Source organism: Rhizobium sp. NLR8a (genome assembly GCF_019685235.1).
In the GTDB taxonomy this organism is placed as follows: domain Bacteria; phylum Pseudomonadota; class Alphaproteobacteria; order Rhizobiales; family Rhizobiaceae; genus Rhizobium.
The window spans coordinates 160,191-179,273 of the sequence record NZ_JABDWI010000013.1; the positions used below are offsets into that span (position 1 = coordinate 160,191).

Annotated in this window: 19 protein-coding genes; 5 read left to right on the top strand and 14 right to left on the bottom strand. The window is 60.6% G+C overall.

Features of this window, described 5'->3' with window-relative positions; all coding sequences use genetic code 11:
* Positions 1-170: 170 nt before the first annotated feature.
* The 3 genes from HJC04_RS24395 (at position 171) to HJC04_RS24405 (ending at position 3,744) form a co-directional block, all read left to right on the top strand.
* Complete coding sequence (locus tag HJC04_RS24395; protein ID WP_210628479.1) at positions 171-2,075, top strand: bifunctional diguanylate cyclase/phosphodiesterase; 1,905 nt, start codon at positions 171-173, stop codon at positions 2,073-2,075.
* Between the two features lie 143 nt (positions 2,076-2,218).
* On the top strand, positions 2,219-2,863 hold the full coding sequence (locus tag HJC04_RS24400; RefSeq protein ID WP_210628480.1) for an HD domain-containing protein: 645 nt from the start codon (positions 2,219-2,221) through the stop codon (positions 2,861-2,863).
* Positions 2,864-2,886: 23 nt separating this feature from the next.
* On the top strand, positions 2,887-3,744 hold the full coding sequence (locus HJC04_RS24405) for an MOSC domain-containing protein (protein WP_221147318.1): 858 nt from the start codon (positions 2,887-2,889) through the stop codon (positions 3,742-3,744).
* Positions 3,745-3,856: 112 nt separating this feature from the next.
* Here the strand turns inward: HJC04_RS24405 and HJC04_RS24410 are convergent, their stop codons facing one another.
* The 12 genes from HJC04_RS24410 to rpoZ form a co-directional block, all read right to left on the bottom strand.
* Positions 3,857-4,852, bottom strand: coding sequence for an aldo/keto reductase (locus HJC04_RS24410; RefSeq protein WP_221147319.1), 996 nt, complete (start codon positions 4,850-4,852; stop codon positions 3,857-3,859).
* Between the two features lie 96 nt (positions 4,853-4,948).
* A complete protein-coding gene (recO, locus tag HJC04_RS24415; RefSeq protein ID WP_221147320.1) occupies positions 4,949-5,719 on the bottom strand; it encodes a DNA repair protein RecO in 771 nt (256 codons plus the stop codon).
* Between the two features lie 147 nt (positions 5,720-5,866).
* Complete coding sequence (locus HJC04_RS24420) at positions 5,867-6,352, bottom strand: hypothetical protein (RefSeq protein WP_210628484.1); 486 nt, start codon at positions 6,350-6,352, stop codon at positions 5,867-5,869.
* Between the two features lie 102 nt (positions 6,353-6,454).
* Entirely contained in the window at positions 6,455-7,207 is a 753-nt protein-coding gene (locus tag HJC04_RS24425) for a Crp/Fnr family transcriptional regulator (RefSeq protein ID WP_221103849.1), read from the bottom strand.
* A 145-nt stretch (positions 7,208-7,352) separates the two neighbouring features.
* On the bottom strand, positions 7,353-8,294 hold the full coding sequence (era, locus tag HJC04_RS24430) for a GTPase Era (protein WP_210628486.1): 942 nt from the start codon (positions 8,292-8,294) through the stop codon (positions 7,353-7,355).
* A gap of 7 nt (positions 8,295-8,301) precedes the next feature.
* On the bottom strand, positions 8,302-9,021 hold the full coding sequence (rnc, locus tag HJC04_RS24435; RefSeq protein WP_064706760.1) for a ribonuclease III: 720 nt from the start codon (positions 9,019-9,021) through the stop codon (positions 8,302-8,304).
* Complete coding sequence (lepB, locus tag HJC04_RS24440) at positions 9,018-9,761, bottom strand: signal peptidase I (protein WP_210628487.1); 744 nt, start codon at positions 9,759-9,761, stop codon at positions 9,018-9,020. The genes rnc and lepB overlap by 4 nt, the downstream gene beginning before the upstream one ends.
* Before the next feature lie 158 nt (positions 9,762-9,919).
* Positions 9,920-10,324, bottom strand: coding sequence for a holo-ACP synthase (acpS, locus tag HJC04_RS24445; protein ID WP_210628488.1), 405 nt, complete (start codon positions 10,322-10,324; stop codon positions 9,920-9,922).
* 37 nt (positions 10,325-10,361) lie between these two features.
* Positions 10,362-10,952, bottom strand: coding sequence for a DUF2062 domain-containing protein (locus HJC04_RS24450; RefSeq protein WP_210628489.1), 591 nt, complete (start codon positions 10,950-10,952; stop codon positions 10,362-10,364).
* Between the two features lie 155 nt (positions 10,953-11,107).
* A complete protein-coding gene (locus tag HJC04_RS24455) occupies positions 11,108-11,257 on the bottom strand; it encodes a DUF3563 family protein (RefSeq protein WP_064706756.1) in 150 nt (49 codons plus the stop codon).
* A gap of 196 nt (positions 11,258-11,453) precedes the next feature.
* Positions 11,454-13,688: a bifunctional (p)ppGpp synthetase/guanosine-3',5'-bis(diphosphate) 3'-pyrophosphohydrolase gene (locus tag HJC04_RS24460; protein WP_064801517.1), complete on the bottom strand. Its 2,235-nt coding sequence runs from the start codon at positions 13,686-13,688 to the stop codon at positions 11,454-11,456.
* A 142-nt stretch (positions 13,689-13,830) separates the two neighbouring features.
* Positions 13,831-14,235: a DNA-directed RNA polymerase subunit omega gene (gene rpoZ / locus HJC04_RS24465; RefSeq protein ID WP_011424719.1), complete on the bottom strand. Its 405-nt coding sequence runs from the start codon at positions 14,233-14,235 to the stop codon at positions 13,831-13,833.
* Positions 14,236-14,533: 298 nt separating this feature from the next.
* On the opposite strand from rpoZ, the gene HJC04_RS24470 reads away from it, so the two are divergent.
* A complete protein-coding gene (locus HJC04_RS24470; RefSeq protein ID WP_003578261.1) occupies positions 14,534-15,115 on the top strand; it encodes an NYN domain-containing protein in 582 nt (193 codons plus the stop codon).
* Between the two features lie 38 nt (positions 15,116-15,153).
* On the opposite strand, the gene smpB is transcribed toward HJC04_RS24470, so the two are convergent.
* A complete protein-coding gene (smpB, locus tag HJC04_RS24475) occupies positions 15,154-15,633 on the bottom strand; it encodes an SsrA-binding protein SmpB (RefSeq protein ID WP_210628490.1) in 480 nt (159 codons plus the stop codon).
* Positions 15,634-15,730: 97 nt separating this feature from the next.
* On the bottom strand, positions 15,731-16,615 hold the full coding sequence (gene dapA / locus HJC04_RS24480) for a 4-hydroxy-tetrahydrodipicolinate synthase (RefSeq protein ID WP_085859039.1): 885 nt from the start codon (positions 16,613-16,615) through the stop codon (positions 15,731-15,733).
* 213 nt (positions 16,616-16,828) lie between these two features.
* Here dapA and HJC04_RS24485 point away from each other — a divergent pair, with 213 nt between their 5' ends.
* The gene (locus HJC04_RS24485) at positions 16,829-18,904 is read left to right on the top strand and encodes a lytic transglycosylase domain-containing protein (protein ID WP_210628491.1); all 2,076 of its coding nucleotides are present in this window, start codon (positions 16,829-16,831) and stop codon (positions 18,902-18,904) included.
* The last annotated feature ends 179 nt before the right edge of the window (positions 18,905-19,083 follow it).

Sequence of the window (19,083 nt, forward strand, 5' to 3'; positions counted from 1 at the left end):
AATATTAATCCAGCCGTTCCAAGGTAATCATCCGGCGTCACCCATTATACGTATTCATAAGAACTGATTTCGATGTTTCTCTCAGGAAGGTTTTTCATGTCCGAAATTTTGAGGCACGTTCATCAGACGCGGGCGGCTCTTGCCGTTGCCGTTCTCCAAGACGCTTCCACATGAAGGCCGAGGCGCTTTTCTGGCGGCAATGCACCGAGGCCGTCATGGCCGATGGATCGATCGATGCGCAACGTCTGATGGAGCTGGTGATCGCAACCTATCGCGGCCATGAAAGCGACTATGATGCAATCGAGAGAAGTGCAGAAACCCTTCAAAAGGAAAACCGGACGCTGAGAGGGAACCTGTCGGCGCTCAGCCAGGCATTCGACGGACAGAAAAGACTCTTCGAGAGCGTCCTGAACAACCTGCCGCTCGGCCTCAGCGTCTTTGACGCCAGCCAGCGGCTGACGCTTTACAATCTCCGCTTCCCTCAGCTCTACGGCCTGCCGCCGGAAGATGTCGCCGCGGGCGCGACGATCGACGAACTCATCGGCAAAATGCGCGGCAACGAAAGCGCTGCATCCAAACCCGTCCGGCAGACAGCACGGCCTTCCCCCGTCAAGGCGGGAAGCAGCAGCATCCGCCGGCGCGAATGGCTGATGCATGATGGCCGCATCATTCAAAGCGTGGTGACCATCCTCTCCGACGGCAGCAGCATTGCCATTCATGCCGATATCACCGAGGATCGAAAGGCGGCCCAGCGCATCACCTATCTCGCCCATCACGATCCCCTGACCGGACTTCCCAATCGGATGCATTTCCGCGAGCTGGTTGATGCGACGCTCGGCGAGCGCAAGCCGCACGAGCAGATCGCCCTCGTCCACCTCAATCTCGACCGTTTCAAATCGATCAACAATACGATCGGGGTGTCGGTCGGCGACAAGATCCTGCAGCAGGTCGCGGAGCGGATCCGAGCCTCGGCCGGGTCGGAAAACATGCTGGCGCGCCTTGGTTCGGACGAGTTCGCCATCCTGCAGACGGGCAAGCAGCAGCCGAGAAACGTGACGGCGCTGGCCGACCAAATCCGCCGATCGCTTTCCGAGCCATTCCTGAACGGCGAGAAAAAGGTGACGCTCAGCGTCTCCATGGGTATTGCGATCGCTCCCGAGAACGGCGGGGAAACCGATATCCTGCTGAAAAATGCCGGCGTGGCGCTGTCGCATGCCAAGGCGGACGGACGCAAGCGCGAGCGCTTCTTCACCGGCGAAATGGAAGCGCAGATGCAGTTGCGCCACGCGCTGGAGGCAGATCTTCGAGCCGCCGTCGATAACGAGGAATTCGAATTGCATTACCAGCCGCTCTACGATCTTGCCGAGCGGCGAACCTGCGGTTTCGAAGCATTGATCCGCTGGAACCATCCGGTCCGAGGCCGCGTGCCGCCGATGGATTTCATTCCGCTTGCGGAGGAGGTCGGCCTCGTCGTCGATATCGGCCGCTGGGTTTTGCGGCGGGCCTGCAGGGATGCGGCCCAATGGCCGGAGAGCGTCAAGGTCGCAGTCAATGTTTCGGCGATCCAGTTCCGCAGCGGCAACCTGATGCAGGACGTCAGCGAAGCGCTTGCCGCGGCCGGGCTCTTGGCATCGCGGCTCGAACTGGAAATCACCGAGAGCGTGCTGATGGAGAACCTCAACGAGGTGCTGCCGATCCTGCATGCCCTGAAGGATCGCGGCATCCGCATCTCGATGGACGATTTCGGCACCGGCTACTCCTCGCTGAGCTATCTCTCGAGCTTTCCCTTCGACAAGATCAAGATCGACAAATCCTTCGTCAACGATATCGTCGACAACAAGGAAGCGCATGCGATCATGCGCGCGATCATCCTGCTCGGCGATGCGCTCGGCATGCGCGTGACCGTCGAAGGCGTCGAGACGGCCGCCCAACTGACGCTGCTCGAATGCGAGGAATGCGACGAGATCCAGGGCTATCACATCAGTCCGCCGCGCCCGGTCCGTGACGTACCCCATCTTCTCTCACTGCCGCCGAAGAGCAGCGGCGCGACAGCTTTTCCGACGCTCGAGCGCTGACCTCCCTCGATTGCGACTCGCACGTTAAGCCGCTACAAACCGACTTCGAGATCCCCGGGTTTCGTCGCGGCGTGGGTTCCTGCGAAGCTCTTCGCTTTCGGCCGGCGCTCTTCGACGTTTTTCTTCCGACAAGAGGTGGCGTAATGTTCGAGGCCGAAGCCTTCTCCCCTCATGAAACGCTCGCAGCGGCGCTGGTCGCACACGCGGCCGAGGGCGACGACGGCTCACACGATCTTGCCCATATCCTGCGCGTCTTCAGGAACGCCATGCGCATCCATGCGGGAGAAGGCGGAGATGGGCGGATCCTTGCCGCCGCCGTGCTGCTGCACGACTGCGTCGCCGTCGAGAAGAATTCGCCCTTGCGGGAAAAAGCGTCGGCCTTGGCTGCGGAAAAGGCTTCGGTGATCCTTTCCGAACTCGGCTGGAGCGAAGCGGATATCGAAGCCGCGGCCCACGCCATCACCGCTCACAGTTTTTCCGCCGGGGTGGCGCCGCAGACGCTCGAGGCGAAGATCCTGCAGGATGCCGACCGGCTGGACGCGATCGGCATGGTCGGCGTCGCGCGCTGCTTTTATATCGGCGGACGAATGGGGTCAGGGCTCTACGATCCGTTCGACCCTGCGGCTACGAACCGTCCCCTCGACGACAAGCGTTATGCCATTGACCACTTCCGGACGAAGCTGTTCAGACTGGCGGAGGGATTCCAGACCGAGACCGGCCGCCGGATTGCGGCCGCGCGCGACAAGAGCCTGCGCGATTTTCTCGCGGCGTTCATGGATGAAATCTAGAGAACGAGATTCAGGGAGAAAGCATGCGCATCAGCAACCTCTTCATCTACCCGCTCAAGAGCGCTCGCGCCATCGCGCTACCCGCCGCCGACATTGGCGCCGAGGGGCTTGCCGGCGACCGGCGGGCGATGATCACCGATCCGCAGGGTCACTTCATCACCCAGCGCGAACTGCCGGACCTCGCGCGCATCGCGGTACGCCCGGAACCCGGCGCCTTTCGGCTGCTGATGCAGGGAAAGTCTGAGCTAGCGGTGCCTCTGCCTCGGCATGAAGCCCGCATGGATGTGACCGTATGGAAATCGACCGTCAGCGCCGCCGTCGCCGATCCCGACAGCAACCACCGGCTTTCCGAATGGCTTGGACGCGAGGTGCGGCTGGTTTTTTTCGATGGGCAGGCACGACGGACGGCGAGCGCCGAATGGGCCGGCGAAGGCTCGCCCGTCACCTTTACCGACGGCTACCAGATCCTGGTGACGACGACGGGTTCGTTGAAGGCGCTGAATGCCGATCTCGCCGTTCATGGCGAAGGCGCGGTCGGCATGGAACGTTTCCGTCCGAACATCGTCATCGATATCGACGAGGCCTGGCCGGAGGACCGCTGGGCGGCGATCGAGATCGCCGGCATCCGTTTCGATCTCGTCAAGCCCTGTTCCCGCTGCATCATGACGACGCAGGATCAGTTGACCGGTTCGCGCGAGGTGCCGAACCCGATGCCAGCCATGGGCCGTATCCGCATGTCTGCTGACCGGCGTGTGCCCGGGCCGCTCTTCGGCTGGAACGTCACGCCGCGTGACAGTGGAAGGATCACGATCGGTGACACCGTCAAGATCATTGAAGTGCGGCCGGAAGGCTGGGCACTGAAGGTTCGCGCGCGAGGGTAGGTCCGAATTGCGGAAGGGCTGTTTGAACGGCGCTTTCGTCCGTATACGTCGCGACATCCCCTCATTCCCGTGCTCGTCACAGGAATGAGGGGGCGTGCGTCGCGCCCGCCCCCTACCCGCGCCCGAGTGCGGCGTCGATCGCGACCATGACCTCGGCTGACAGCGGTCCCTTTTCCAGCGCGCCGGCATTTTCCTCCACCTGGGCGACGGTGCGGAAGCCCGGAATGGGGAACGTGCGCGGAGACCTCGCGAGGAGCCAAGCGAGCGCCCCCTGCGTCAGCGTGCGGCCGCCTGACGTCAGGAGATCGCGGACGGCATCGAGCCTTGCGGCAAATTCCGGAGCCATGCGCCCGTCCTTGAAATAAACCATCCAGGGAAGTGCCGCGCCGCGGACATCCTTGGCGCCCACTGCCTTGTCGGCGGTGAACTTGCCGGTCAGGAGCCCCATGGCCAGCGGACCGCGATTGATGGAGATCAGGCCCTTCCCTTCGATCACCGCGATCATCTCCGGCACCGGATCGAAGACGTTCATCGTATGCTGGACCGAGACAAAGCCAGCGCGGCCGGCATGGCGGGCGGCGCGATCCGGATAATCGGTGCTCCAGCCGAATGCGTCGATCTTGCCTTCGGCGCGCAGGGCCTCCAACGTATCGAAGACGGCATCCGACTGTTCCAGCGGAAAATCGTTGATGTGAAACTGCAGCAGATCAAGGCGGTCGCGCTTGAGACGGAGCAGCGATGTCTCGACCGAGCGGCGAATGAAAGCCTCATCGGCGAAGGCGCCGATTGCCTGCTTCGTCTCGGCATCGGTCGCGAAGCCGAATTTGGTGGCGACGACGATATCGTCACGATTGCCGATCGCCCGGCCGAGCACCTCTTCCGAATGGCCAGCGCCGTAGTTCGAAGCGGTGTCGAAGAAGCGGATGCCGAGCGCGATGGCGCGATTAATCGCTTCGACCGATTCATTGTCGTCGACTTCGCCCCAGCCAAGCGGCGTGTCACCAGCGTAGAAAGGGCCGCCGATTGCCCAGCATCCCATGCCGAGGCGCGGGATTTCGCGACCGTTCCAGAGCGTGATCGTCGTCGGTGATGCGGTCTTGGTCAGCATGGGATCCTCCTTGATTGGCAGTCAAGAGATAGGTGCCGCCCATCGGCGGGTAAACCGCCAAATCCGGAGGATGTTTTGCAGCAGTAAAAAACCAGGTCAGGCGGAGACGCCATTCGGACCGGAAAGCGTCCGCGAGGCTGGATCAAGCGCCCTGAGGGCGGCCTGGACGAAACCGTCACGGGCTGCCGCAGCCTCGATGCCGCGCGGCTCGTAAACATGGCGATGCAGGAAGAACCCGGTCAGACGGAACGCGGCTGCAAGGCTGTCGAAGTCCGCCGCATGATTGCCTTCGACGCCGAGGAAGGGCGGCAGGATCAGCATCTTGTCGGCCCACGGCGCGCCGGCGCTGCGGCTGACGGCGCGGCCGGATTTCGGCGAGACATAGGCGAGATCGGAGCGGGCGCCGGTCGCCGCGCATTCGGCAAGATCGAGGCCGAAGCCGAGATCGTTCAGCACCGCCAGCTCGAAACGCACGAAAAGTTCGCCGGCATCAGCCGGGTTATGCAGGTGATCGAGGATCACCTGCAGCGCGTCGAACAGGTGCGGATGCGGGTCTCGCTCCGGCAGCAGCCGCAGCAGAGCGCCCATCGCCTGGACGCCGTAGACGGCTGTCGCCGTTTCCATCAGACGGGCGGCGCGCAGCGTCACGGGCTCGACGCGGAATTCGCCGAGATGTTCGTCAAGCCGGGCGCGCCAGACGACCTCGACGGCATTGCCCGGCTGCAGCACCGGCTGCATGGCGCGGGAGCGACCGGAACGCACCAGACCGAGGTGACGGCCGCGATCACGCGTCATCACCTCGGCGATGACGCTCGTCTCGCCGTGGCGTTTGACGCCCAGAATGATTGCATGGTCCTGCCACTGCATAAAAAGTCCCTGCGGCCGATTACCCTATCGTAGCGCATAAGTCGGGAAACCGGAATCGATTTCCCGAAGGATTGCCCGCAGTTTCAAAGTGATAGCATCTTGCGCGCAGGCGCTCTCAAGCAGATCCCGCTTCCGTCACGGACTGCGTCATGCCGCAGCCGGCAGAAGTCTCTGCAGGAATTCGCGCATCGCCTTTTCGTCGAAAGGCTTCACCAGCAGCGGTATGTGCTGAAGGTCGCACGGGAAGTCACGGATATCGGAATAGCCGCTGACGAATCCGAAGGGAATACCGGCATCAAGAAGATGGCGGGCAAATCCGAAACTCATGCCCTCGCCGAGGTTGACGTCGAGAAGGGCGAAATCATATTTTTCTGCAGCGATGGCAGCCCTTGCCTCATCGAGACTGCCGACAATATCGATGCTGTCGACACCGGCCAGGCGCAAGATATCCTCCGCCTCCATTGCGATGATCAGACTGTCCTCGAGAACCAAAACACGGAGTGCATTCATGATTCCATGCCCCTCGTCAGGCACTTGTCGCAGCGCCCCGGCCTTTTCGCCAACATCATTGCCCTCCGGTGCCCCGCATGGCACGCTATCGGTGAATTCCGCCACCAGTTCTGAGTAAACCATTTTTCTGCCCGGTCGATAAGAATCAAAGTCGGAGGAAAGATGACGGCCGACCTTATTTTCCCAAATGCTAAACCGCATTTAAAAAAGACATAGGCGCTTCGGCTAAATGAAGGGACGCTTGCCCTCTCCAAGCCCCTCCCAGCCGGCGATCGCCATCAATTCCTCACCGTTTTGAACTTCGCAGCCGCGTTCCTGCCAGCGGATCAGACCGCGTTCCCCAAGCTTTCTCAGGGTCTTGTTGGTGTGAACGATGGAAAGACCGAGAGTGTCGGCGATGTGCTGTTGTGTGATGGGGATGAATTTGCGGCCGTCGAAGAGATCGAGCTTCCTGCCGCGCTCATACAGGAAAGCGATGAGATAGGCCGCTCTTTCCAGTGCGGTGCGGCGGCCGATGCTCAGGAGATGCTCGTCCAGTATCCGCTCTTCGCGCGCGGCGATCCAGGTGATGTCGAAGGCGAGCGACGCATGTTTGTTGTAGAGCGTCATCAGCCGGTCACGCTCGAAGACGCAAAGCGAAACGGGTGACAGCGCTTCGATGGAATGCTGCATTTCGCCGGCGATCGTTCCCTGCAGACCGATCAGGTCACCGGGCATGATGTAATTCAGAATCTGGCGGCGACCGTCCTCCAGCATCTTGTAGCGGAAGCCCCAACCGGACAGCACGGTGAAAAGATGAGCGCTGTGGGCGCCCTCAACGAGGATGGTGGAACCGGCATCGACGGCAAGTTCGCCGCGCTTAAAACGCGAAACGAATTCGAGCTCGTCTTGGCTAAATTCCCTGAAATGCGGCAGGGGCCGCAAAGGACATAGCTCGCAAGGAGTCTTGAAGGAATGGATGCGTTTCGAGGTTGCCATGCCTGCCCTGCGGTCGCGCAACGACGGCGCGTCAGGCGCGCCGTCGATGGGGAAATGCTCAAAGCTCGGATTCGTTCCGCAACGAACCGAATTTTTTCCTAAGAAACAAGGCACTGGAGGCTAGCCGATAAAATCGTTGCCATCCTTATTTAGGAAATTCGAGGCCCATTTCGCGGAACCGCTCCGGGTCATCACCCCAGTTTTCGCGAACCTTGACGAAGAGGAAGAGATGGACCGGCTGCTCTAATATTTCCGACAATTCCTTGCGAGAGGCAGTCGAGATCGCCTTGATGGTTTCGCCACCTTTGCCGAGGGCGATCTTTTTCTGGCTGTCACGCTCGACATAGATTACCTGCTCGATCCGCACCGAGCCGTCCTTGCGCTCCTCCCACTTTTCCGTTTCGACATGCGAGGAATATGGAAGCTCCTGGTGCAGGCGCAGAAACAGCTTCTCGCGGGTAATCTCGGCGGCGAGTTGGCGCATGGGAAGATCGGAGATCTGGTCTTCCGGATAGTACCACGGCCCCTCCGGCAAGGTGGTGGCCAGATAATCCATGACGTCGTCGCAGCCGGAACCGGTTTCGGCCGAGATCATGAAGGTGCGCTCGAAAGCAATCTTCTCGTTGGCGCTCGCGGCCAGCGCCAGCAGATCCTCGCGGTTGACGCGGTCGATCTTGTTCAGCACCAGGATCTTCGGCTGCTGGACTTCCTTGAGGCCTTCAAGGATGGCTTCGGCATCACCGCGCAGGCCGCGCTCGCTGTCGATCAGCAGCATGATCAAGTCTGCATCCTTGGCGCCGCCCCAGGCGGATGTCACCATGGCGCGGTCGAGCCGGCGGCGCGGCTTGAAGATGCCGGGCGTATCCATGAAGACGATCTGGGCATTGTCATGGATGGCAATGCCGCGCACGATAGCCCGCGTCGTCTGTACCTTATGGCTGACGATCGAGACCTTGGCGCCGACAAGACGATTGACCAACGTCGATTTGCCGGCATTGGTCGGCCCGATCAGCGCGACGAAGCCCGAATGCGTCGGACCATGGATTTGTGCAGCAGCGTCGGCCGCGATATCTTTTTCTTGAGTCATTGTCCCGTCAGTTTCCGGCAGGCGATTGCTGCCAAATGCCTTCACGCTCGAGCATCTTGGTCGCCGCAACCTGTTCGGCGGCACGCTTCGACCGCTCTACGCCGGTTTCCGGCTTTATGCCAGCAACTTCCACCGTCACCTTGAAGCGCGGATCATGGTCCGGTCCGCTACGTTCATCAACCCGATAGATCGGTGTGACGCCGAATTTCGCGTGTGACCATTCCTGCAGCTCGGTTTTGGCGTCGCGCTTGGCGCCGTCGGCCCTGACCGCCCTGCCTTGCCAATAGCGCAGGATGAACCGGCGGGCGACTTCGAGACCGCCATCGAGATAGATCGCGGCGATCAGGCTCTCGACGACATCGGCGCGCACATTCATCATGCGCTTGCCGGTCAATTTCTTCACATCGGCGCCGGTGCGGATATAGAGATGCAGATTGAGTTCGTCCGCGACCGCGGCACAGGTTTCAGCACTGACGAGCTGGTTGAGGCGAACCGAGAGCTCGCCTTCCCCCGCCGTGCCGAAGGTGCGGAACAGCAGCTCGGCGATGCAGAGCCCGAGCACCCTGTCGCCGAGAAACTCCAAACGTTCGTAATTGCCGCCCTTTTCAGTCCGGGCGCTGGCATGGGTCAGCGCGCGGTCCAGGCGTGCCTTTTCGGCGAAGTCATGGCCGATCAGGCTTTCGAGCTTTGCGCGGTCTGCCGCAGAAAGCGTCTGCGCCTTGCTCATTCAACGACCTTGAAAAGGCGGTCCCATCGCATGTTGGTCGGCCACTTCCAGATTTCGCGGAAAGACGTGTCGTTGCCAAGCGAGAAGAAGATGACGCTGGCGCGACCGACAAGATTTTCAGCCGGCACGAAGCCGACGTCGAAGCGGCTGTCCAGCGAGTTGTCGCGGTTGTCGCCCATCATGAAATAATGGCCTTCCGGCACGATGAATTCGCGGGTGTTATCGCCGCGCGACACCGGCGACTGGTCGAGCGTGTCGTAAGTCTTGCCGTTATCAAGCGTCTCGCGGAATACCGGCACGTCCTCGCCCGGATCGAGCTTGTAGTCCGAGGTGAAACTGCCATCAGCCACCTTCGGAACCGGCTTGCCATTGACGTAGAGAACGCCGTCAGTGACCTGAATATGGTCGCCGGGCAGACCGATGCAGCGCTTGATGTAATCGACATCGGGATTCGGCGGGAAGCGGAAGACGACGATATCGCCGCGCTTCGGATCGGAGCCCAAGATGCGGCCGCTAAACAGATCAGGCGAGAAGGGCAGCGAATACTTCGAATAGCCGTAAGCGAACTTATTGACGAAGATATAATCGCCGACGAGCAGCGTCGGCATCATTGAACCGGACGGAATAGTGAAGGGCTGGAACAGCACGGTTCGAATCACCATCGCCAAAATCAGCGCCTGAATGATGACCTTGATATTTTCCCAGAGGGCGTTCGGCTTGGTATCGACTTTTTCGGACACTCAGTCTTATTCCTTCAAGACGCCGTAAAGGCGCAATTCTTTCTGCCGTTCTCTCTAGCGGCTTCGGCCGGTTGCGGCAATGGCGACAACATTAAAAGCGACGAGAGGTCGCGATCAAACGCTCCCGGGGTCACGATCAAACGCTCCCGGGGTCACGATCAGAGGCTCTCGGGCAACGCCTCAATGATAACGAAGGCCTGCGCCAAGGGATAATCATCGGTTATTGTCAAATGAATGGCGGGCCGATGGCCCGCGGGCAGCATCGATTCCAGGAGCACGGCAGCGGTACCGGTCAACTGCATGGTCGGCTTGCCGCTCGGCAGGTTGACGACGCCCATGTCCTTCCAGAAGACGCCCTGGGCGATGCCGGTGCCGAGCGCCTTGGAACAGGCCTCCTTGGCGGCGAAACGCTTGGCATAGGATGCGGCGCGGTTTGCCCGGCGGTCGGAGCGGGCGCGCTCGATCTCGGTGAAGCAGCGGTGGGTGAAGCGCTCGCCGAAGCGCTCGATCGATTTCTCGACACGACGAATGTCGATCAGATCGCTGCCAATGCCGATGATCATGCCGGAACCTTCCGTCGCCCAAGAATTCTGTACCGGTTCATACGCTCGGTATGTCGCCGGCCGGACCCGCCAGGCGCAGGCGCGCCCGCTCCATCAGCCGCGTTCGGCGGCGGGCCTGAAACCCCTTGACGGTGTAGAACGTCAGCGCATAGAGCGCAACGGCGGTTACGATCCCCGGCGGAATAGCGCCGATCAGCATCGGTTCCAGCACTGGCCTCCACAATTCGGTGAAGTTCAGCTTGTGAAAGAGCGCGGCGAGATCCACCGCCTGACCGGCCAGATGATCCTCACGGCTGAGCAGCAGATGGCCGATCTCCCAGGTGACCCCCCAGATGAAGGGATAGGTCAGCGGATTGCCGAAGGCGGCGCAGCCGAGAGCCGCGGCCACCATATTGCCGGAGAGGAGATAGGTGATGACGAAAGCCATGACGAAATGCACGCCAATGAATGGCGTCCACGAGACAAAGACGCCCGCGGCCACGCCGGCCGCAACCGCATGCGGCGAAGCGCTCAGGCGCAGGATGCGCATTGTCAGGTAACGGATCGGGCGAAGGAAACCTTTTCGGGGCCATAGAAGCTCCCGCATCTTTTCCTTGAAACCCGCAGGCTTGCGACGGCGAAACAACATGTTCGCTATTTAGTGCAGTGCACCGGACCATGACAAGAGCGGCAAATGGCACCGCCCGAAACAGCCCCCTTATCTTTCTTGCAAAGGAGCATCTTCATGCCGAGGGGCGCTCGTCGTACGTAACGTCCCTCACTCGACCAAGTATAAAGGCGGTATCAGCGATTGCGGAACAGACCGCGGTCGACCTGACGCTGACGAAACTCGAGATCGATACGATCCAGCGAGCCGTTCAGATAGGCCATTTCACGTTCCTGTGTGGTCGGAGCGCGAAAGGCGCGAGCGATTTTCCTGATAGGATCAAACATTACCTTGCCTCATCTTCTGTTTACGTTTTCGATGATCAGAAGATAGTCCTGCCAAAGGCTAATTACCACCGCTGCAACATGGACACAGCTATGCGCTCAACGCATTCCTTGCCTTATTGCTGCGCCATGACGATTATAAACCGATCATAAAATGTGCATTTTCGTCGATCAGGTCCCTGGCAGGCTTAACAAAAGCCTACTCATAGAGCCGCCGGACCGTGGCGATGCAATCCAGGTCCTTCATCTGGGCGAGCAACTGGTTGAGCTGGCGCAGATCCCACACCTCGACTTCCAGCATCATCTCGGTGAAGTCGGCTGCCACGCGCACCGTATTCAGCATGCGAATATTGACGTCGAGCCCGGCCACGGTCTGGGCGACCTTGGCAAGCGTGCCGGGCTCATTCAAAGCATTCACCATGATACGCGCCATGAAACGCGACTTGTTGGCCTCGTCAAGATCCCAGCGCACATCGATCCAGCGATCGGGCTGATCGTCGAAACGCTGCAGGCTCGGCGACTGGATCGGATAGATGGTGATGCCCTTGCTCTGATCCATGATGCCGACGATGCGGTCGCCGGGCACGGCGCCGGTCGAGGCGAACTTGACGTCGACATTGCCGGACAGACCGCGGATCGGGCCGACGTCGACATCGGCATCGAGTTCCGAATGGCCGCCTTCGGCGCCGGCCTTGGCTTTGCCGGGAATCTTGAAGATCATGCCTGCGGCGCTGCGGACATTGAACCAGCCGTCGTCGCCGGAAGGCTTGACGGTGACGCGCTCGTCCTGATGGTCGGGATAGACGGCGCGCAGCACGTCGAGTGAGGACATCTCGCCGCGGCCGACGGCGGCGATCGCATCCTCGACATCCTTCTGACCCAGACGGTGCAGTGCCGGTTTCATCGCCTCGCGCGAGAAAATCTTGCCGGCCCGGTTGAAGGTGCGCTCGAGAATGCGGTGACCGAGGCCAGCATATTGTTTGCGGATCGCCATGCGGGTGGCGCGGCGGATGGCGGCCCGCGCCTTGCCGGTGACGACGATCTCCTCCCAGGCGGCGGGCGGGACCTGCACGCCGGAGCGGATGATCTCCACCTCGTCGCCATTCGCAAGCCGCGTCACCAGCGGCATGATGCGGCCGTTTATCTTGGCGCCCACCGTGGTATCGCCGATATTGGTGTGCACCGCATAGGCGAAATCGATCGGGGTGGCGCCACGCGGCAGGGCAATCAGCTTGCCCTTCGGCGTGAAGCAGAAGACCTGATCCTGGAAGAGTTCGAGCTTGGTGTGCTCGAGGAATTCCTCCGGGCTGTCACCTTCGGCGAGCGCCTCGATCGTATGGCGCAGCCAGGAATAGGCATTGGATTCGCGCGAAAGAATGTCGCCATCGGCATTGGTAGCGCCGTCCTTGTAGAGCGTGTGGGCGGCAATGCCGAATTCCGCGATTTCATGCATGCGCTTGGTGCGGATCTGCAGCTCGATGCGCTGGCTGGACGGACCGACGATGGTGGTGTGGAGCGAACGGTAATCGTTCTGCTTCGGTGTCGAGATATAATCCTTGAACCGGCCGGGCACGACGCGCCAGCGCGTATGGACGATGCCAAGCGCCCGGTAACAGGACGGGATGTCCTCGACGATCAGACGGAAGCCGTAGACATCGGAAAGCTGCTCGAACGACAGCGACTTCGATTGCATCTTGCGAAAGACCGAATAGGGCTTCTTCTGCCGGCCCTTGACATAAGCGCTCGTCAGGCCGCTTGCGACCAGGAGGTCGCGCAATTCGGCCTCGATCTTCTTGACGATGCCTTCGTTGCGCTTGGAGAGCTCTTCCAGCCTTTTCGTGACGGTCTCGTAGGCCTCCGGATTCATGTGCCGGAAGGAAAGCTCCTCCAGTTCCTCGCGCATGTCCTGCATGCCCATGCGGCCGGCGAGCGGCGCATAGATTTCCATCGTCTCCTCAGAAATGCGGGCACGCTTGTCGGCCGACATGTGATCGAGGGTGCGCATATTGTGCAGGCGATCGGCAAGCTTGACGAGCAGCACCCGCACGTCATCCGATATGGCGAGCAGCAGCTTGCGCAGGTTTTCCGCCTGCTTGGCCTTCTTGGTGACGAGATCGAGCTTCTTGATCTTCGTCAGCCCCTCGACCAGTCGGCCGATATCCTCGCCGAAGAGCTCGTCGATTTCGGCGCGCGTCGCCGTCGTATCCTCGATCGTGTCATGCAGAAGGGCAACCGCGATCGTCGATTCATCGAGATGCATGTCGGTCAGGATCGCGGCGACCTCAAGCGGATGCGATATGTAGGGATCGCCGCTCGCGCGCTTTTGCTGGCCATGTTTCTGCATGGCGTAAACATAGGCCTTGTTCAGCAGTGCTTCATTGGCATCGGGCTTGTATTGCTGAACCCGCTCCACGAGTTCGTACTGCCGCATCATTCCAAAGCCACTCCGACAAAAACAAAAGCGCGCCAATCAACGATTGGCGCACACATGGGCAATAATATGCCTAAGCAATAAAGGCGCAAGATTGACGATTGGTAATCGTCGCTCTTTTCCGGATCAGATCCGGTCGAGACGCTTAATAATCGTCGCTCTTTTCCGGCGGCACGAGGCCCTCGATACCGGCAAGCAGCTCTTCTTCCGACATCTGGTCGAAAGTGATCGTCTCCGGCAGGTCATCCTGCTCCTCGCTGTCGGCGGCAGCAGCGCCGCCGGCGGCGATCATGCTGGCCGGATCGGGCTCGGGCTCGTCGACTTCGACATGCTTCTGCAGCGAATGGATCAGATCTTCCTTGAGGTCATCGGGCGAAAGCGTCTCGTCGGCGATTTCGCGCAGCGCCACGACAGGATTCTTGTCGTTGTCGCGATCGATGGTGATCGAGGCACCCTGGGAAATCAGCCGGGCGCGGTGGCTGGCGAGCAGAACCAGCTCGAAGCGGTTCTCTACCTTGTCAATGCAATCTTCAACTGTGACACGGGCCATTGCCTGTCCTTTACGGTCGTCATTTCGGGATTAGCACGCCCGATACAATTAAAACCGGGCAAATACAAGTTTTTCGTTCCGGCTCCCCTCGTCTTTATCCGGTGCCGAGCTAAATTTCCATGGAGAATGTGACAATTCCACCAAAGGTTGCTTGGAATATGCGGAACCGTGCCCTAAATCTCTCTTATATGAACAGATGGTAAAGTAAGCATCAGATCAAAAATCACAATAAGCCATTGTATTTATTGAAATTTGATGCCCTGCGAATTTCGATTTCTCTCATTGGAATTGGTAAACGATGTTTGACCCACGCGAAAAAATTGCACTCTTTATTGACGGCGCCAACCTCTACGCTGCATCCAAGAGCCTAGGTTTCGACATAGATTACCGCAAGCTCTTGAAGGCATTCCAGAAACGCGGCTACCTCCTGCGCGCCTACTATTATACGGCTTTGATCGAGGATCAGGAATATTCATCGATCCGTCCTCTGATCGACTGGCTCGACTACAACGGCTACAAAGTCGTCACCAAGCCTGCCAAGGAATTCACCGACTCCATGGGCCGGCGGAAGATCAAGGGCAACATGGACATCGAACTTGCGATCGACGCCATGGAACAGTCCGAAACCGTCGACCATCTCGTCATCTTCTCCGGCGATGGCGATTTCACGAACCTCGTCGAGGCGCTGCAGCGCAGAGGCCGCAAGGTCTCGGTGATCTCGACCATGGCGACGCAGCCGCCGATGATCGCCGACGACCTGCGGCGGCAGGCCGATCATTTCATCGATCTCTTGTCGCTGAAGGCTGAGATCGGTCGCGATCCCGCGGAGCGGGCGCCGCGCCCGGCCGAAGTCGCCCCGGCCAGCGATTTCGAGGACTGATCGAAAACGCCGCGAGCCGATCGGCTGCGGCGTGATGGTCAGCCGTTTTCCTTCAATAAGCGGCTCTTCTGCCGGTTCCAATCGCGCTCCTTCTCGGATTCGCGCTTATCGTGCAATTTCTTGCCCTTGGCGAGTGCCAGCTCCATCTTCGCCCGACCCCGATCGTTGAAATAAATCTTGAGCGGGACCAGCGTCATGCCTTCGCGGTTGACGGCGGAACGCAGACGATGGATTTCACGGCCCGACAGAAGCAGCTTGCGGCGCCGGCGCGGTTCGTGATTGAAGCGGTTCGCCTGCAGATATTCCGGCAGGTAGGAGTTGATCAGCCAGATCTCGCCATCCTCGTCCGACGCATAGGATTCTGCGATATTGGCTTTGCCTTCGCGCAGCGACTTCACCTCCGTGCCCTTCAGCACGAGACCTGCCTCATAAGTATCGATGATCTCGTAGTTGAAGCGGGCCTTGCGGTTTTCGGCCACGACCTTGTTCACCACGCGCTGGCTGCCTTTTGGGGCCATGACGATATTTCCTTCGAGGTTGCGCGAAAAGTCGCGCCCTCATTGCTTGCCCTTTATGTAAGGGAACGATCCGGCCTTGTGAAGACGACCGGTCCCCTCAGTTCAGCAAGCCTGCATGACGCATGGCGGCGTCGATCGCTGCTTCGGTTGCCGGCTCCAGCGTTGAAAGCAGCGGCGAGCGGACATTGCGGCTCATCCGGCCGAGCTTGGAGAGGCCGTATTTGGCGCCGCAGAGACCGGGCTCAAGGAAGATCGCCTTGTGCAGCGGCATCAGCCGGTCCTGATATTCCAGCGCGCGGGCGTATTCGCCGGCCAGCGTCGCGGCCTGAAAATCCGCGCAGAGGCGCGGGGCGACATTGGCCGTCACCGAGATGCAGCCGACGCCGCCATGAGCGTTGAAACCCAGCGCCGTCGCGTCCTCGCCGGACAATTGCCGGAAGTCCTTGCCGCAGGTGATGCGCTGCTCGGAGACACGCTCGATCTTGCCCGTTGCGTCCTTGACGCCGACGATATTGCTGTGCGCCTTGGCGAGAGCACCCATTGTCTCCGGCGTCATGTCGATCACCGAACGGCCGGGGATATTGTAGATATAGATCGGCAGGGCGACGGCCTCGGCAATCGCGGAAAAATGGGCAATCAGACCCTTCTGTGTCGGCTTGTTGTAATAGGGCGTGACGACGAGCACGGCGTCGGCGCCGACCTTTTCGGCATGCTGGGCCAGTTCGACGGCCTCACGCGTATTGTTCGAACCGGCGCCGGCCATGACCGGAACGCGTTTTGCCGCCACTTCGATGCAGAGTTCCACGACCCGCTTGTGCTCGGCATGCGACAGCGTCGGCGATTCGCCAGTCGTGCCGACCGGAACGAGACCGCTGCTGCCTTCCTTGATCTGCCAGTCGACATGGGCGGCGAAGCTCGCTTCATCGATCAGTCCGGCATCGGTGAAGGGGGTGACGAGGGCGGGAATGGACCCGTTGAACATGCAAAGCTCCTCACGACCAAATCCTTGCTTCGGCCGCATTCCATGAATATTTTGCGCACCATAGAGCGCCGAAATCATCGCGACAAGCGCGGAGAGTTCGGTTTAGGGCAAATTCCGATAGCAGATGTGAATGAATTTTACCTGGTACGGTAAGGTTTCGTTAAGATGCCTCCAGCCAAATGGGCAGGGCGTGTTTTCGTTGCGAGATCCCGGATGAAGAAAGCTGTGCTGATTCTGACCGCCTTCGGCTTTGCTGCCGCCGCGTGGGGCAGCCTCGCGTCGCCGCTTCCCGGCGAAAGCATTCCGACGCCTGAGGTCAAGCCGATCGGCTTCGTTCCCGAGACATCGATTCCGGAAGCGCTGACAACCGGCGCCATCCCCCGCAATCCAGCCGTCGCGCCGGTCGCCAATGACTTGAAAACCGGCCTCGATGCGCTTTCCGCCAGGAATCCGCAACTGGCCCTCTCGATCCGCGACAGCCTGCGCGAGGGCACGCTCGACCGCCATATCCTCACCTGGGCGATCGCCGTCTCCGGCTTGAAGGGCGTTCCCTCCTATGAAATTGCCCGTGCCGCGCAGGAGCTCAAGGGATGGCCAGGCCTTTCAAGGCTGCGCGCCTATTCCGAACGAGCGCTCTACGACGAAAACCCCGCCCCGTCAGCGGTGCTCGCCGCCTTCGGCGATACCGCGCCGGAAACGATGCAGGGCGCCGTCATTCTCGGGCGGGCGCTGACTGCGTCAGGCAAGCAGGCGCAGGCGGCAAAATATATCCGCAAGGTCTGGCGCACCGAGGCTCTCGACAAGGCGAGTGAAGACAAGATCCTCCTCGAGTTTTCCGCCCTGCTGACGCCAGCCGATCACAAGGCGCGGATGGACTATCTGATGTATCGTGGCAGGGTGGCGCAGGCCAAGCGCTTCGGCGACATGGGCGAGGCGCAGTCCCTCTACAAGGCCTGGGCCGCCGTCGACGCCAAAGCCGCCAATGCCGGCGCGCTGCTCAATAGCGTCGAGCCGAAATGGCGTGGCGATGCCGGCCTGCTATTCGCGCGCATCGAATATCTGCGCAAGCAGGACAAATATACCGAAGCGGCGGCGCTTCTGGAGAAGATGCCGCGTGAACCGGGCGAACTCGTCAATTCCGGAGAATGGTGGAACGAGCAGCGGATCGTCAGCCGCGGCCTCGTCGATCAGGGACAATTCAAGCCTGCCTACCGCATCGTCGCAAGCTCCGCGGCAACCAGCCCGACTGATATCGTCGAGGCCGAGTTCCATGCCGGATGGTATGCGCTGCGCGGGCTGCAGGACCCGACAACGGCAGAAAAGCATTTCCGCAAGATTCTGGTGACTTCGAACGGTCCCATCTCGGTGTCGCGCGCCTGGTATTGGCTCGGGCGGGCCGCCGAGGCCGGCGGTCCCGGCAACTCCGGCGAATTCTATGGCAAGGCCGCGAATTTTCCCGGCACCTTCTATGGGCAGCTCGCGGCCGAAAGGCTTGGACGCAAGACGCTCAACGTCAGCTATCCCATCCCGAGCGCAGCAGACCGCCAGAGTTTCCAGGCGCGCGAGGCCGTGCAGGCAATCGCCCGGCTTGAGGCAGCCGGACATGGATGGCGGGCCGACATCCTCTATCTCGCGCTCGCCGATCAGCTGCAAAGTCCCGGTGAACTGGCGATCCTTGCGGCGCAGGCCGAGCAATCAGGCAATCATCATCTGTCGCTGCAGGTCGGCAAGATCGCCTATGGCCGCGGCATCGATGTCGCCGCGCTCGCCTTTCCCGTCGGCGTGATCCCGCCGAATGCCAATATCTCCGGCTCCGGCAAGGCCCTCGCCTATGCGATTGCCCGGCAGGAGAGCGCCTTCAATCCGGCCGCCGTTTCGGCGGCGAATGCACGCGGCCTGCTGCAGCTTCTGCCCGGCACGGCCCAGGCGGTGGCCAAGCGCCACAACATCACCTTTTCGAAGGACAAGCTGACTGCCGATGCCGGTTATAATGCGACGCTCGGCGCGCATTATCTCGGCGAGCAGATCGAAGCCTTCGGCGGCTCCTACATCCTCACCTTCATCGCCTATAATGCCGGACCGAAGCGGGTGCCGGAATGGATCGGACGCTACGGCGATCCACGCGGCAGGCCGATCGACGAGATCGTCGACTGGATCGAGCGCATCCCCTTTCCCGAGACGCGTAACTACGTGCAGCGGGTGATGGAGAATTATGAAGTCTACAAGGCCCGCCTTGGCCAATCGACGGATATCGAGCGCGACCTGATCGGCGGACGCAGCGCCTCCTGAACCGTTTGGCGCGGCTTGAAAAGCAGGCTGGTCTTTTGTTTTCCGCATGTCTTTATCGCAAAACCGCTGCGCATTCTTGCGAGACATGCTTTAGAGCCTTTCCGGGTTAGATTGAAGCATTCTGCCGGAGCAGGTTTTCGTCAGGGCAAAGGCGATTGGCGACGGACATACCCCCAGGT

Excerpts from the sequence above, each read along its gene's own strand:
- HJC04_RS24460 (WP_064801517.1), bottom strand. The coding sequence starts at position 13,688 with ATGATGCGGCAGTACGAACTCGTGGAGCGGGTTCAGCAATACAAGCCC.
- era (WP_210628486.1), bottom strand. The coding sequence starts at position 8,294 with ATGACTCAAGAAAAAGATATCGCGGCCGACGCTGCTGCACAAATCCAT.
- rpoZ (WP_011424719.1), bottom strand. The coding sequence starts at position 14,235 with ATGGCCCGTGTCACAGTTGAAGATTGCATTGACAAGGTAGAGAACCGC.
- HJC04_RS24455 (WP_064706756.1), bottom strand. The coding sequence starts at position 11,257 with ATGTTTGATCCTATCAGGAAAATCGCTCGCGCCTTTCGCGCTCCGACC.
- dapA (WP_085859039.1), bottom strand. The coding sequence starts at position 16,615 with ATGTTCAACGGGTCCATTCCCGCCCTCGTCACCCCCTTCACCGATGCC.
- HJC04_RS24400 (WP_210628480.1), top strand. The coding sequence starts at position 2,219 with ATGTTCGAGGCCGAAGCCTTCTCCCCTCATGAAACGCTCGCAGCGGCG.
- recO (WP_221147320.1), bottom strand. The coding sequence starts at position 5,719 with ATGCAGTGGCAGGACCATGCAATCATTCTGGGCGTCAAACGCCACGGC.
- acpS (WP_210628488.1), bottom strand. The coding sequence starts at position 10,324 with ATGATCATCGGCATTGGCAGCGATCTGATCGACATTCGTCGTGTCGAG.
- HJC04_RS24395 (WP_210628479.1), top strand. The coding sequence starts at position 171 with ATGAAGGCCGAGGCGCTTTTCTGGCGGCAATGCACCGAGGCCGTCATG.
- HJC04_RS24405 (WP_221147318.1), top strand. The coding sequence starts at position 2,887 with ATGCGCATCAGCAACCTCTTCATCTACCCGCTCAAGAGCGCTCGCGCC.
- HJC04_RS24410 (WP_221147319.1), bottom strand. The coding sequence starts at position 4,852 with ATGCTGACCAAGACCGCATCACCGACGACGATCACGCTCTGGAACGGT.
- HJC04_RS24425 (WP_221103849.1), bottom strand. The coding sequence starts at position 7,207 with ATGGCAACCTCGAAACGCATCCATTCCTTCAAGACTCCTTGCGAGCTA.
- HJC04_RS24485 (WP_210628491.1), top strand. The coding sequence starts at position 16,829 with ATGAAGAAAGCTGTGCTGATTCTGACCGCCTTCGGCTTTGCTGCCGCC.
- HJC04_RS24450 (WP_210628489.1), bottom strand. The coding sequence starts at position 10,952 with ATGTTGTTTCGCCGTCGCAAGCCTGCGGGTTTCAAGGAAAAGATGCGG.
- rnc (WP_064706760.1), bottom strand. The coding sequence starts at position 9,021 with ATGAGCAAGGCGCAGACGCTTTCTGCGGCAGACCGCGCAAAGCTCGAA.
- HJC04_RS24420 (WP_210628484.1), bottom strand. The coding sequence starts at position 6,352 with ATGGTTTACTCAGAACTGGTGGCGGAATTCACCGATAGCGTGCCATGC.
- smpB (WP_210628490.1), bottom strand. The coding sequence starts at position 15,633 with ATGGCCCCAAAAGGCAGCCAGCGCGTGGTGAACAAGGTCGTGGCCGAA.
- HJC04_RS24470 (WP_003578261.1), top strand. The coding sequence starts at position 14,534 with ATGTTTGACCCACGCGAAAAAATTGCACTCTTTATTGACGGCGCCAAC.